Source organism: Ensifer sp. Root954, from assembly GCF_001429005.1.
Lineage (GTDB): Bacteria > Pseudomonadota > Alphaproteobacteria > Rhizobiales > Rhizobiaceae > Ensifer > Ensifer adhaerens.
In genome coordinates, this window is sequence record NZ_LMJM01000044.1 from 1 (window position 1) to 14643 (window position 14643).

The following is a 14643-nucleotide window of genomic DNA, read 5'->3' on the forward strand; positions in this document are numbered from 1 at the left end:
CTGGTCCTCTCAATGGGCCAGAGCTTACTTCAAAATGGATTATTTCAACGGGGCAAGGTCAACATTGGGGAATGTTTCGGCTTGCTGATCGGCTTGACGCGCGAACGAGTTTGGGGTGAGCAACCCGCTCCCTTCGTTCACCAGCGTAGAAATCGGCTCGTAGATGTGGTCGTCCCAGACAATGACTAGAAGGGAGGACGTCGAACAGTCTTCCCTAAACGCCCCAAACTTGCGCTCTCCGTCGCGAAGGAAATCCAGGATCGGGTTATCGCGCGGCAGAGTCACTTCGCCTTCCGTAAGCTCGCGAGCTACCTCTAGCGGGATGCCTCCGCGGTACGGGACCTGAATCTGGTTGGCTGTCCGCGCTCTTACGTGCGCCAGCAGTGCCGGGGTCTTCACCTCGACCACCAGTCGACTTTGCGGCGAGACAACCAGCAACTCCGGTCTCGGCCCGTTGCGGATCGCGGCGGGCTCGTGCTGGAACGTTGTTCCCTCTGGCCAAGGGCAATTCACGATACGCTCGATGACCAAAATCTCACTGAGCTTCTGCAGCAGTTGTTCGTATTGGCGCTGATCTCGATCCCGTCCGCCGATGCTAGTAAGTTGTGCAAGGAGCTCTGTCCCGATGCCTTCGGCCTTTCGGTCGATGCTCGCGCATGCAGAAAGAATACCCCTCGCAAACGGTCGCGGACCGTTGTTGAAATGGTATGCGAACCAATGCCATCCGACGCTATTGATATCAATAAGCGCCTTGGCGTAGAGACTTGCAAACTCTTCGGGCGTCATTCTCGTCCCCCAGCAACCACATTGTTATGTCGCCCAACATCAGCTGTCATCTAACCCGTGCAGCCTAGTGTAAGCCCATTGACGAACCTTTTCAGTCGCCCAAGGCGACGCTTTCCGGCGAAGCCAAGGGGTAAATTATCCATACCAGTTACCCCGGACGGCGGTTGTAGTCAGCACGAATTAATAGTTGCGCTATTTACACTTTGCACCTTCTGTTTTAGCATACCCTAAGTTACAAAAAAGCATAGAAACAACTGCCGCATCATCATGCGGAGGAAGTCTGCTGCGTCCAAATTTTTTTGTGGGGGGTCGCCATGCAGTTGTCTCGCAGAGAACTCTTAGCAACCGGAGTGGGGGCTGTCGCAGCAATCTCGCTTATGCCTGCCGCTGCACGCACAGCGGTGCAGCGAGTTCGCTTTGGCGCTACCACACCTAATGGCAAGAGCATGCTTGAGGCGTATGCCAAGGGTGTCGCGGGTATGAAAGCTCTCTCAGGGGCAGACCCAAAATCCTGGCTGTTTCAGTGGTACACGCATTGGGTTCGCGGTGACAGCGACAAGCTGATCGAACTGGCCAACTTCTTCGGCGACACGGACAACCCTGCAAAGGACCTGGCAAATCTGATGTGGAGCTCATGCCAGCCCCACGGCTCAGGTATGAACCCCTACAACTTCCTTCCATGGCATCGGGCCTGCTTGCTCTATTTTGAGGAGATTGTCCGTCACGTGAGTGGAGTGGAAGAATTCACTCTTCCCTACTGGGACTACACGATGGACGGCGTTCTTCCGGAAGAGTTCCGGCGACCCGGAGATCCCGTCTGGGGTGTTCTCTACGTTGATGAACGTCGGGCATCGGTCAATACCGGGGCTTCCATCACCACCGCCTCCGTAAATCTCAATGCATTGCGCAATCCCGGTTACTACGAGAGTGCGACGCGGCTAGGGTTCAACAATGAAATAGATGGCGGCATTCACGGAGCAGTTCACGTCAACGTCGGCACCACCCAGAACATGGGATCCGTCGACTTTGCGGGCCGCGACCCGATCTTCTGGCTCCATCACTGCAACATCGATCGTTTATGGGCCGCATGGAACCAGGCTGGGAGGGCAAACCCCACAGATGCTGGTTGGACGGACGTCAAACATGTTTTTGCCGACAAAGACGGGAACCGTGTGGAAGCAACGAACGGGAAAGTGAGCAACCTAACTGACGTCGGCTATTCGTATGACACTCTCCCTCCTGTCCCATCTACCCAAGCGGCGGAATTGACCGTCATCGCTCAGGCCGTTCAACCGCTTGCCCGAAACGCCGAGACGGTCAAATTGGGACAAGACGTCACCACAGCAACCTTGGCGCCGTTGTCGCCGGCAGCGACTGCCACGCTGGGAGCCTTGGGAGACGCACGCCTGTTGTTGGTTATGGATGGCGTCACCGCCTCCGCGCAACCAGGGACAGTGTTCGACGTGTACGGAAAAGTCGGCAGCAATTCGCCCGACAAAGGCGTGTATCTGGGATCGGTCAACTTCTTCGATGCGGTACCTCTGGGTCAGCAGGCCGCGAAACCCAAACGGCTGGTGTTCGACGTTACCGACGCCCTTGGACAGGCAAACGTCCAGTTGACCCAGATCGATGTGTTTACCTACTACTTCGTCCCGGTTGATCCGGTAGCTGCGGGTTCAGACCCTGTGATCCAGAGAGTCGAGCTTGTGCGAGAAACTGCGCCATCCGGTGGATGACGATCTTCAGCAGCATTGGAAATGTCTCACTCTGAGGTCCGGAGGGCATCATGCACACTTCGATGTCATTAGGTATTTCCTCATTCGCGATTGCCGCCGGATTAGCAGGGGCGTCATTCGCCGCAGATCTCGTCGAACCCGGCGGAACGGCCGCGGCGACACATCAAGCGACCTTCGCCAAAGATGAATTTGGTTGGCAACTCTTCTTCTACGTCAATCAGCAAGCACGTGCAGACAAGGCCGGAGTACCGGACGACGGCAAAACGAGCTTTGCGCAGTACGACCCAGACAAGCCCGTCGTCTGGGAAACATGGGCCCTGGCAACCGGCGGCGAACTTGTTCCCGCCGGCGATGGAAACGCAAGCGAGGTCTTCAAGTCGCCGGCGACCAAGCCAGTAGCATGGGAGGAGTTGGTGCGCCCGGAGCGACAAAAAATTCTTGCGCCCTCACTGAAAAGTTCGCCGCTGATCACGCTGCAACCGGGCGCGCTTCGCAACTTGGCCGCCGGAACTTTGCAGGCTGAACTCACTCCTCATCCAGATATTGCCGGTTTCGATGAGACCCGTATGAACCGGATTACCTACGACACCATACGCGACAAAGGCTTGTACAGCCTGGAAGGGCTCGACCGCGCATATGCCGCAGCAGAGGCCGCAGGTAACCCTATGATCGTTGACTTCGAGCAAGCTGCCAAGGAAGTCAAAGCCCGGTGGGTGAGAATTGACCAAGCAAACGAATGCAATCCAGATGGGGCGGACCTCGGCGCTGCAAAGCAGCGATATCACTGGCGGACACTGACCGGCACTGACGCTGCTGGGCAACCAGAGGTGCAGACCTGGGGCTTGGTGTCGCTACACATCATCACAAAAGACTTGCCGAACTGGTTCTGGGTTGATTTCGGGCACATTGATTGCGTGGACGTCCCCCCTGGATTCGGTGATCCGGTTGCGCCTGCCGACGCGACCACCCGAGGCCCCAAAGCCACATCGGGGGAGAATGGCATCAGAAACGAAACACGCGGCACCAAATGGGAAAACTATGTGATGCACGGCACACAGGTGGCATTCACCGATGCTGTCGGCAAGCAGACGATCCTATCCAATCCTGTCATCGAGAAACAAAACCAAAACTCGTCCTGCATCACTTGTCACGCCCGGGCAGCCATCGCGCCGCAATCCAGTAAGCTCCAGCCGGGCCCATCCATCCCATCCTTCGTCGGCAAGACGGGTTCGCTAAGCCCCGGCGTCAGCTTCGAAGATGTCGGAATTCCCGAGCCAGTTTTTGAGGCAGGCGGCCAACGGTACCGTCAAATCGACTTTCTCTGGTCGATTCCGTTCCGAGCCTACAGCGAAACTGGCAACTGAGGACATGATCATGGCAAACCCCAAGAATCTATCAGCGCGATCCATTTTCGCCGGTTTCGCATCGCTATGCGCTGTAGCCATCATCCCCACGCCCAGCACAGCTCAAGATCTCAAGGAACAAGTCCTCAAGAACGCGGAATCCCTCCGCACGAAGCTTCCTGGTTTGACGATTCAGTTGGACGACGTGACAGGTTTGCCGAACAGCGTGCAAGGTTTGTCGCCTAAGGCTCCTTCGGACCAACCAGCCGGTGTTCCGACGGGATCTCTGTCCCAGTCCGCGCTCGATGCAATGAGAGACAACGCGCGCCGAGCTGTTGTCGACTTTTTCGGCTCCACGGGAGCGGGCAGCCAGCTGTTTCCAACCGCGATCACCGGTGAACAGTTCGTCGTAGAAGGTGTAGCGCCGGACCCCGACTTCCCAGCCAGTTCCGTTGTCAATGTTCAGCAAGCGGTCGAAGGCATCCCGGTATTCGGAGCCAAAAGCAGGGTCCTGGTGACGCCGACAGCGGAAGTGACGTCGATCACAGGCAATTTCGCCAGTATCACTCCGCCGACCCAAATGCAGCCGAGCATATCGCGCGAAGTCGCGGTGACGACGGCCGAGGCGGAACATAAACGCATCCTCACCAACGCCGCCGAGCAGCTCAAATCTCAGTTGGCTGCCGAAGAAGGAGAAGCGCCAGCGGTGAAGGCCGATCTGGCGATCTTCGATCCGGCGGTCCTGCATCTCGCTCCAGGAGAGGCTAAGCTCACGTGGAAGGTCGACATCGGAAACTTTTCGTTTTTCGTCGACGCGGCAACGTCAGAGGTCGTCTACTTCTTCCGAGACCACAGGTCGGCGCTTAGGAGGCAGGTATTTGATCTGGGCGACGGGCAGGTCTTCCCGGGTTCCTTGAGCTACGACGAAGTCACCAACCAACAAGGCGCTGCGGCACCTGACGCCGAAGCTCAGGCGGCATACGCTAATTCCGAAATCGTCTACAGGTACCTGGAATCCGAGTTTGGCCGCCTCAGTTTCGATGCTCTGGGCGGCCCCCTTGTTTCCCACGTCCGCTACGGAGGATTCTCGAACGCGCAATGGTGCCCTCGCCCCGGAAACACCTGTCCTGCTCCGAATGTAATGGTATACGGCACAGGCTATACACGCTCGCTCGACATTGCCGCCCATGAAGTTATGCATGGCGTAATCGCTTCCGAAGCCGACCTTATCTACGTGAACGAGTCGGGCGCCCTCAACGAGTCCTTTGCCGATTTTTTCGGAACTCTTGCTTCCAGATCTGGTGGTGACGACGACTGGTTGATAGGCGAAGATCTGCCGGGTCACTCAGCTTCGAACCCCGTTCGTAGCCTGGAGCAGCCGACCACAGGGGGTTTTCTGAAGTCTGCAAACTTTTCCGCTGCCAATAAGGGCCAGCCAGACCACTACAGCGATCGTGTCACCACCTTTGATCGCATTTGCAGTAGCACGACAGATTTCTTCAACGGTTGCGTTCATATCAATAGCGGTATCGTCAACAGGGCCCTCTTTCTTGCCTCACAGGGGGGCAGCCAGTCGGGCGTCACCGTCGCGGGCATCGGAACGGGCAAGGTCGGCCGCATCGTTTATCGGGCGCTCACGACTAAACTCATCCCGACCTCGACTTTCCTAGATGCCGCAAAAGCGAGTTACGATGCGTGCAACGAACTCGTTTTTGCGCAGGTTGTGACCTCACCCGACTGCGAGCAAGTCAGATTGGCTTATGCTGCCGTGGGCCTTCATACGACTGAAGAGATCGCCGCCGTGCCGCAGGGGGTCACACCCACGGCGTTGGGACCTCTCCAATTCACAGCTGAACAATCGACGACTGGCGGCATCGTGTACGGCGGCCGCTGCAGGGGGTGTCATGGGGCCACATTAATGGGCGGCCTTGGCCCGCCGCTCACAGGCCCCTTGTTCCGAAACAAGTGGTACGAGGGTTCGGTTGGTGCCCTCTACGACTTTGTCAAAACTCGAATGCCGAAGGTGAGTCCTGGGAGTCTCACGCCGACGGAGTATCTCCATCTCGTGGCTTTCATAGTCAAAGAGAACGGCGGGACACCAGGGACCGAGCCTTTGCCGGAGAATAGCCAGGCGCTGAACGAAATGGGCTTCAAACAGCCTGCGACAGATACCGAGCAGACGACCCAGGTCAAGTAGTGTGTCGAACAAAGACTGCAGCAAAGAGGCCAGGCAATCTCTACGCGGTCGCATCTTCGACCCGTGGCTGAGCCGTGCCGCTGACTGCGACCAAAACTCGTTTCCGCGCAGATTGAAGTAGGCTTTCCTAATTTTAGATTTAGGCTATGCTGCGTTGCAACATAAAGCTTGCGGAGGTAGCCATGAAGACTTTTTCCGTTGTCGCCAATGTGCAAATTGATCGGACCGCGGCGTTTCCAGCGAAATTCGCAGACAATCCGTTTCGGGCAGTCACACTGGATACGGTCCTGCGCCGCAACGCAGTCCTTGACGCCGTATTCTATGATGTGGATGTGCTCGAAGAGGAAGAGACGCCCGAGCTCGCATTTTGGTTGGCTCGAGAAGGCGCGGTCATTCTGGTACCGCCGACCGGAGGTGGTCGCCTCAAGGTCTTTCTAACGGCTGACGAATTCCTTGCCGAGGCTCCTTCGGTGGCAGCGCTCGCCATTGCCGGTGTGGGAAGCTCCGCTCTCGGTGCCGCAGCTTTCGCGCGTAACGTTGCCGACGCACTGGGCGGACCCGCAGCCGCTATCGTTTCCGGGTATGGCATTGCTGATGTGTTGACCGAGGCTCTCGGCGGATTCTTCTGGTTTGGGGCCCTGAATAGCGTGAGACACGCCTTCGAACCGTTCGACGCAATGACAAAAATGTTCTCGCGAACCGAACATGCGAACAGATCCGGCCTCTGGACGCGGACGAGCAAGGACACCGAAGCGGTGATCGCCCTCCTCCAGGATAAGCGCTTCACGCCTCAAGTTCTTGTTGGTCATTCCAAAGGCAACCTCGTGCTCTCCGAAGCACTTTACGCGCTCGTGGGGGAGCAGCCGAAGGTAGCGAAACGCGTCTCCGAACAGTCCCGGGTCGTTACAATCAGTGCGAAGATCGGCATGCCCCCGGAATTCAAGGACGTGATTGACATCATGGGGGAATGGGATGGCTTCGGGGCCTTGAATTCCCGTCCGGACATACCCGCGGATATTGTGGTGCCACGCGGTTGGCATAGCACAAACCCGAGTTTCCCGATGGGTATGGGGATCGATGTCACAGAGAATCTGAAGCGCGCCATGACGATGTTTGAGGGGCGCCCCCTCTCCGGGCCCGCCGCATTGTCACTGGTACTCGATGCACCACAACGGGCAGCTGCCGCGATACGGCAAGAGGCAACCTGACTTACCCGCCATCTGTCGAACGTTAGTCTTCCCCGCGTCCATTGAGCCATTTGGATGCGTCTCTGACCCCGCCTCCCGGCGGGGCCTTTTTTTGTTCATAGAGGCAAGAGGGCATGGCGTGGCGCGATAGGTGGCCACGAGTCGCACTGGCCGGCCCGATGGCCGGCCAGTAAAATCGGCTTTCAGAGGAAGCCAATCGAAATCCAGGGCACCATGGCTACCAACGCCAACCCCAAAAGCAGCGCGACCATGTATCCCCACAGAGGTTTGATGCCTTCCGCTGGATTTACCCGACCGATCGCACAAGCGGCGTAGTATCCGACGCCAAAGGGCGGAAGGAATAGGCCGACGCCCATCGCCAGGATCACGACCATCGAATAATGGACATCATGAATTCCCAGCCCCTTCGCGATTGGGAAAACCAGGGGAGCGAAGAGCACAACGGCGGGAATCCCTTCAAGCACGCTGCCTAGAATGATGAACGCGACGATCGACACGAACATGAACATCGGCGCGCCACCCGGAAGACCACCCATTGCCTCGACTAGGCCACGCGAGAAGCCGGATTGTGTCAGGCACCATGCCACCGCCGTCGCCGCAGCTATGATGAAGAGGATTGCCCCCGACAACACCGCAGTGTCGACCAACATCGGACCAACGCGTTTCAGGTCGAACTGCCGGTAGATCAAAAGTCCGATCAGGACCGAATAGGCGATGCCAATTGTCGAAACTTCTGTCGCCGTCGCCACCCCCTCCACCACCGCGGTGCGAATGATGAATGGAAGCGCGAGCGCCGGCAACGAGATGAGGAACGCCCGGAAGATTTCCTTGCGCGGAGCCTTCCGGAAACCGGACATGTCCTCGTTTCGGTAGCGCCACCACACGACCACGCAAAGCATGAGTCCACACACCAGGGCGGGCAAAAGACCGCCTATGAACAGCGCCGAGATGGAGACACTGGTCACAGAGCCGATGGTGATCAGAACCAGGCTTGGGGGAATTGTTTCGGTCTGCGCCCCAGTGGCGGCAAGCAGTGCAACGAGATCGCCGGGCTTGGAACCTCTCGCTTTCATCTCTGGAAACAAGGCAGGTGCTACCGCGGCCATATCGGCGGTCTTCGACCCGGAAATGCCGGACACGAGGTACATTGCGGCCACGAGCACGTAGCACAGCCCACCACGAACATGTCCCAGAAGCGATGCCAGAAAATTCACCATGGCGCGCGCCATGCCCGTCAGTTCCATCAGCATTCCGAGCAATACGAACAATGGAACCGCAAGCAGTAGGAGGTGCGACATCCCTTCGTCGAGACGACCGGCGATAACGGTCAGCGGCCGGCTCGTGCCAATCGCGACATAGCTGATCGCCGCCAGAGCGAACACGAATGCGATGGGTACGCCACTGAGAACGCCAAGTGCGATGAACACGACGAAAAACAGTACCAGGTTCCAATTGCCCATCGCTAGGATCAAGGGTTTGGCTGCCAGCGCCAACCCTATTATGCACACGGCAATCAACACCCCGACTACAAAGTCGGTGAGCTTTATGCGACGAACGGCGTCCATGACGCCCAGCAAAACCATCAATCCGAGACCGATCGGCAGCCCAAAGGACCGCCATGCCACCGAAATTTCCATCGCTGGTGTCACGACGGGGATTTCATGGATTGCATACGTCGTGGCCTTGGGCAGCAACAGCACGCAGACCGCCAGGCAAAAGACCAAAGATGCCACTTCGAGTCTGGCCCGGGTAGCAGGTGCCATCGCGTCTGCGATGGCACTCATTCTCATATGCTGGCCGCGATGGAAGGCCAAAACCGCGCCCATCATCGACAGCCAGAGGAACAGCATGGACGCAAGCTCGTCCGACCAGACAAGAGGCTCGCCCCAAGCGTAGCGGGCGACAACGCCCGCCGAAAGCACGCCGACTTCGACGACGACCAGCGCCGCCGCCGCCAACTCGACGAGTCGTACGATACCCGTCTCGATTTTGGTGAGCACCGGCCACGACCCGGCCACCGGGTGACTCACGTTTGCTGATGTGGTCATGGGAGTGCCTCAGATCAGCTTGCCAGAGGTGGCTTCCAATACCGACCAGGCTTCTTCACCAAAACGCTCCTTCCAATCCGTGTAGAACGACGAATTCTGAAGGGTGGCGCGGAACTGCGCGATGTCCACGTCGATGAACTCGAGCCCCTTGTTCGTCAGCTCCGTCTGAAGTTCCGAATTCAGCTTCTCGACATCTGCGCGCTGCGTGAGAGCCGACGAGTTGATCTCGGTCACCACGATCTCTCTCAGGTCCTCGGGAAGCATGTCGAAGTTGTCGCGGTTTGCGAGAATCCAAAAACCGTCCCACATGTGGTTGGTGCGCGATAGATACTTTTGAACCTCGTACATCTTTGCGAAGTAGATGCCAGCGAGGGGATTCTCCAGGCCGTCCGCGACGTGCGTTTGCAAGGCAGAGTACGTCTCGCCCCACGGGATCGACGTCGGGGCGGCACCGAGGGATTTGAAGAGCGAAGTCCACAGGGGCGCAGGCGGAACACGGATCTTAAAGCCTTTGAGGTCTTCCGGCGATTTGATCGGCTGAGCGAGCGAAGTTGTTTGGCGGAAGCCGTTGTCCCACATTTTCTCGAAGGCGACGAGGTTGACCTGCTCGAACGCGCTCCGGATGTTGCGGCCGAGATCACCGTCAACCGCTTTCCAAACCTGTCCGTAGTCATTGAAGGCAAACCCTACGCCAGTGATGGCGGCGGCCGGAACGAGAGTTGCCGCGATCAGGCCTGTTTGCGCCAGGAAATCCAACGCACCGGAGCGAAGCTGGCTCAGCATGTCCGCGTCTGTACCTAGCTGGCTGGCCGGGAAGACCTGAATACTCACACGGCCGTCGGTCCGCTCGCTGATCTTTTTGGAAGCTTCATTCATCCTTATGTTGAGCGGATGGTCGACTGGCATGATGTTGGCAAATTTGAGCGAGAACTCTGGCGTGTTGGCACGCAGAATGCGTGGAGCGGCCATCGCCGCAGTAAGCGCAACAGAGCTCACAATAAATGAACGCCGACTGATGTTGATCATTGGTTCCTCCTCAAAACCCGCCTTGATCTGTCTTGATGCAATCTGGAGGTTCCGGCGCTAGCGCCTTCTCCTTGGAATCCTCTGACTGCAGCCGTGCCTCGATCCAAAAAATCGTGGGAGCGCATGGAATAGCGCCGAAAACTCTCCTCCTTCACGGCTCGAAACAAGTTAGGCGCTTACTTTGTCCTTTCACAAATGAAATGGTTCCCGCGATTGATGAGCTGAACTCAGGCAACCTTTGCAAAAGAAAGCCAAATTCGATTGCGAATGCTCTTTTGGCGCAGCCGCACATGAATTCAGATCACATGTTCTCAGCACGATCTCTTTTGAAGTGGCAGTCTGCACCATGGTAACCGCTCAATCGGGAGGACGCCCTACGTTCACGAAATTGGAGCGTCCGTGTTGCACGCATTGCGGAGGAAACCTGAGGTGCACCAAGCATTAGAACCGAAGCCGAGCCCAGCCAGCAGGCCCCTGATCGGATTCATTGGGCTGGGATCCATGGGGTTGCCGATGGCGTCACATCTTTCGAGAGATGGATACGCCGTTAAGGGCTTCGACATCGCCGAAAACGCTCGGAAGAGCTTTGACGAGAATGGTGGCGGGTCCCATTCGAACGCGGCCGAAGCAGCCGACGGCGTTCGTGTTCTGATGTTGATGGTCGTGAATATTACGCAGGCGCGTCAAGCGCTGTTCGAAAGCGGCGCACTGTCAAATTCGGCCGAAGACTGCATCGTCGTTCTGATGTCGACCTGCCCCCCTGGCGATGTTGAAGCATTGGCAAGGGAGGTGAAGGCTCAGGGGCGTCGTTTTCTGGATGCGCCTGTTTCGGGCGGCGTTGCTGGGGCACGCACCGCCTCGCTTTCCATCATGGTAGCCGGCGACAGGCACACCTACGACGAATGCTACAATTTGTTCGAGGTGCTGGGATCAAAGATTTACTTCCTTGGCGCACATCCTGGTCAGGCATCGGTCGCCAAGGCCGTAAACCAGTTGCTGTGCGGCGTGCATTTGGCCGCCGCCGCCGAAGCCCTCGCCTTGGCAGAGAGGGCAGGACTCGACACAGCGACAATGCTTCAGATCGTATCCGGTTCGGCCGCTGCAAGCTGGATGCTCAACGACCGCGGACAGCGCATGCTGCAGAACGACCCGGAGGTAACCAGTGCCGTGGATATTTTCGTGAAGGACCTCGGCATCGTCCTTGCAGCCGGCTCCTCCGCAAAGGCTGCGCTGCCCTTGGCATCCGTTGCACATCAGTTCTTTCTTGCCGCATCCGGCCAAGGGGCGGGTTTGGCCGATGACAGCCAGGTAATTCGGGCATATCGAAACATGACCGCGGGCAAGCGGGAGGAAAAGAAGTGACCGCCGAGATCAAGAGCAACTACGCGCGCCTATCAGAAGTCACCATGCACTACCTGACCGCAGGCTCGGGCGAGCCACTGGTATTGCTGCACGGCATCCCGCAGAGTTCACATGAATGGCGACACGTCATTCCCTTCCTTGCAGACAAATACTCTATTATCGCGCCTGATTTGCGCGGCCTTGGTGACACTACTCGCCCTGCGGCCGGCTACGACAAGAAAACCGTTGCCGCCGATGTCTGGGAGTTGCTCTCAGAACACCTCAAGGTCAGCAGCTTCTACTTAGTGGGGCACGATTGGGGCGGCCCGGTCGCGTTTTCCCTTGCCGCGCAGCATCGGGAGGCAGTCAAGAAACTGGCCATTCTCGATGTCACCATTCCCGGCGACGGGGCAGAAATGTCGCAAGGTGGCCGCCGCTGGCACCATCCCTTCTTCCGGACGCCGGACCTACCGGAGGCGATGTTCGGCGGCCGTGAGCACATCTATCTTGAGTGGCTTTTCGACAACTACGGTAGCCGCACAAACGTCCTCTCGCAGGCGGACAAGAACGAATACTTCCGTACCTATCTCAAGCCGGGCGGTTTCCGAACGCTTCTCGCCTACTACCGCGGCTTCCCGACGGACGTAAGAGACAACGAAACCTTCCTTGAAAAAGACGGCAAGCTGGATATGCCAGTCTTGGCGCTTGGCGGCGACAGCGGCTTCGGACGCGGCATGGAAACACTCGAATCTCTCGGACGGGTGGCGAACGACGTCCGGGGCGGGCTGATCCCGAACTCAGGCCATTGGGTGGCGGAGGAGGCTCCCGAATTCATCGCTGATGAACTCAGAAAATTCTTCGGATAATTAGAGTCTTCTGGCGTAGGTGATGCGCGCCTCGGTGGGCGCATCACCTCGTCGACATTATTATCGCGCTACTGGCTTGAGCGTCTCATTCGACCTGATCGCGCGCCGAATGCTCATCGCCCTTGAGTGCATCTTCAATCCAATGGCGAAATAAGGCGATCTTAGGTGTCCGGGCCCTCGAACGCAGGTAGACGAGGCTGTGGCAGTTGATTTTCGCGCCTTCGATACCGAGCGGAGCGATTAACCTACCGCTCTTGAGATCCTGTTGAACCAGCATAAGGCTCTCTAGGCAAACGCCCAAACCATCGGCAGCTGCGTTGATTGACATGAACGATCGATCGAACCGGAGTCCGCGATCCATGTTCAGCGCCACACCGTGGTCGTCCGCCCAATCCTGCCACCGATAGAGATTCACCTCCGAGTGGATGAGCGGGAACCTGACGAGATCCTCTGGCTCACGAATTCCGTTGCCACCTTCAGCCAGGGCCGGTGCGCAAAGCACGACGATCGGTTCGGGGGGAAACGGTTCTACTGCAATGCCAACCTCGGCGGGCTGCGTTCCATAGCGGATATCGATGTCTACTGTGCCTGTCCGCAACTCGGCCGGATCGCCCGATGCATGCAGACGCAGGTCTATCTCCGGATACTTGGCGCTGAACCGCGCCAAGCGCGGCATCAACCATTGAGAAGCGAGACTGACCACCGAATGGATGTTCAGGATGTCGCTCTTGCCCCTGTTGGTAAAATTGCGTGTCGCGCTCTCTATCCGCTGAAAGGATGCACTGATTTCCTCGGCATAAACCCGACCCGCGTCTGTCAGCATGATTGTGCGACCAGAGCGATGGAACAGCGCAATTCCCAACTCTGCTTCCAACGCCGCCATCTGATGGCTAACAGCCGACGGACTAATGCTGAGTTCATCCGCTGCTTTGCCAAACGATCCCAGACGCGCGACGGCCTCCAGCACCTGCAGTGAACGCAGCGAAGGAAACTCGCGCATCGTCATGTCAATCTCCTCACAGTTGACGGCCGCAGTTCAGACAGATGCAACCGAACACAGCAGGTGCAATGGCTGATCTTGCCTCAGCTTTCATGAGCGCTCTTAACACAATTTCGAATTAAGGTGAATCTGCTTCATCATTTAAGAACTCGAATTCGCTTGTTTGAAGAACGATAATTCAACAACTTCCCTGACCGGGAGAGGCTCGATGTCTTTACCCGAACAGGGAGGAATAGATGACTGCCCGGATCATATCCGTCTCGGGCGCGCCGTATGACGGACACAGCCGAAGTGCGATGCTAGACAGCGTCGCAAAGATCGGCTTCACGCATTTCGAGCCCGCATTCATTGTTGGATACACCGAGCCGTTCGACGAAACGGCATTTTCCTCGTCAAACGCAAATGAATGGCGCAAGGCGATCTCTATTGCCGGACTATCGTGCCACGCGTTTTCTTCGCACATAGACCTCGGGCTCGACGGCTCGGTTGAAGTTTTCACTGGCCGCATGGAATTTGCAGCCGCGCTCGGAGCGAAAGTCATCGCAACCAATGCGGCTGCGCGTGCAAGGGAGGCATCGTTCTTCCGCAACGTTGAAATTCTGCTCAAGCGTGCGGAAACACTCAACATCACCATCGCGCTCGAGAACCCAGGTGATGGAAGCGACAATCTTATCAATACGGCCAGGGACGGGGTTGCGCTCGTCGAGCGCCTCGCCTCGCCCTTTCTCAAGTTGAATTACGATGCCGCAAACACTGCTTCGCATCGACCCGATATGGGCGACTTGGCAGAAGACGCAATCCTGGCTCTTCCCGCGTCTGCCCACGCCCACATCAAGGATGTACGCCGGACCGAACAAGGTTGGTTTTTCACGCCTATCGGCGACGGAGAGGTCGGCTGCGGCCGACTTCTACGCGCGGTCGCCGAACTGCCAGGCTTCCCTGTGAGTATCGAGCTGCCGTTACGCCTGCACCGCGGGGCAGATGCTCAGCCGATCCGCCGCTACGATCCGGTACCTCTGACGACAATCGAAGAGATGCTCACACGATCGTTAAAGATCGTCCGGCAAGCATTTGGTCAAATTCAATAAACAG

11 protein-coding genes are annotated in these 14643 nt (G+C 57.5%); 7 read left to right on the forward strand and 4 right to left on the reverse strand.

Going from position 1 to position 14643, the window contains the following annotated elements; translation table 11 throughout:
• Positions 1 to 39: 39 nt before the first annotated feature.
• Entirely contained in the window at positions 40 to 786 is a 747-nt protein-coding gene (locus tag ASE71_RS24945) for a hypothetical protein (protein WP_060520413.1), read from the reverse strand.
• Positions 787 to 1100: 314 nt separating this feature from the next.
• Here ASE71_RS24945 and ASE71_RS24950 point away from each other — a divergent pair, with 314 nt between their 5' ends.
• The 4 genes from ASE71_RS24950 to ASE71_RS24965 all read left to right on the forward strand — a co-directional run bounded on the left by ASE71_RS24950 (position 1101) and on the right by ASE71_RS24965 (position 7270).
• Positions 1101 to 2522 carry a tyrosinase family protein gene (locus ASE71_RS24950; RefSeq protein WP_060539309.1) on the forward strand — a complete coding sequence of 474 codons (1422 nt, stop codon included), beginning with the start codon at positions 1101 to 1103 and terminating at the stop codon, positions 2520 to 2522.
• A 50-nt stretch (positions 2523 to 2572) separates the two neighbouring features.
• Positions 2573 to 3886 (forward strand): hypothetical protein, encoded by a 1314-nt coding sequence (locus ASE71_RS24955; protein ID WP_060520415.1) that lies wholly within the window; start codon positions 2573 to 2575, stop codon positions 3884 to 3886.
• 10 nt (positions 3887 to 3896) lie between these two features.
• Entirely contained in the window at positions 3897 to 6062 is a 2166-nt protein-coding gene (locus ASE71_RS24960; protein ID WP_162251874.1) for a M4 family metallopeptidase, read from the forward strand.
• 182 nt (positions 6063 to 6244) lie between these two features.
• A complete protein-coding gene (locus ASE71_RS24965) occupies positions 6245 to 7270 on the forward strand; it encodes a hypothetical protein (RefSeq protein ID WP_060520417.1) in 1026 nt (341 codons plus the stop codon).
• 182 nt (positions 7271 to 7452) lie between these two features.
• On the opposite strand, the gene ASE71_RS24970 is transcribed toward ASE71_RS24965, so the two are convergent.
• Entirely contained in the window at positions 7453 to 9318 is a 1866-nt protein-coding gene (locus ASE71_RS24970; RefSeq protein WP_060520418.1) for a TRAP transporter large permease subunit, read from the reverse strand.
• Between the two features lie 9 nt (positions 9319 to 9327).
• Complete coding sequence (locus ASE71_RS24975; RefSeq protein ID WP_082566448.1) at positions 9328 to 10344, reverse strand: TRAP transporter substrate-binding protein; 1017 nt, start codon at positions 10342 to 10344, stop codon at positions 9328 to 9330.
• Between the two features lie 513 nt (positions 10345 to 10857).
• On the opposite strand from ASE71_RS24975, the gene ASE71_RS24980 reads away from it, so the two are divergent.
• Complete coding sequence (locus ASE71_RS24980; protein ID WP_244496915.1) at positions 10858 to 11706, forward strand: NAD(P)-dependent oxidoreductase; 849 nt, start codon at positions 10858 to 10860, stop codon at positions 11704 to 11706.
• Positions 11703 to 12551 (forward strand): alpha/beta fold hydrolase, encoded by an 849-nt coding sequence (locus ASE71_RS24985; protein WP_060520420.1) that lies wholly within the window; start codon positions 11703 to 11705, stop codon positions 12549 to 12551. Before ASE71_RS24980 ends, ASE71_RS24985 begins: the two co-directional genes overlap by 4 nt.
• Before the next feature lie 85 nt (positions 12552 to 12636).
• On the opposite strand, the gene ASE71_RS24990 is transcribed toward ASE71_RS24985, so the two are convergent.
• On the reverse strand, positions 12637 to 13557 hold the full coding sequence (locus tag ASE71_RS24990; protein ID WP_082566449.1) for a LysR substrate-binding domain-containing protein: 921 nt from the start codon (positions 13555 to 13557) through the stop codon (positions 12637 to 12639).
• A gap of 230 nt (positions 13558 to 13787) precedes the next feature.
• Here ASE71_RS24990 and ASE71_RS24995 point away from each other — a divergent pair, with 230 nt between their 5' ends.
• Positions 13788 to 14639 carry a sugar phosphate isomerase/epimerase family protein gene (locus ASE71_RS24995; RefSeq protein ID WP_060520421.1) on the forward strand — a complete coding sequence of 284 codons (852 nt, stop codon included), beginning with the start codon at positions 13788 to 13790 and terminating at the stop codon, positions 14637 to 14639.
• The last annotated feature ends 4 nt before the right edge of the window (positions 14640 to 14643 follow it).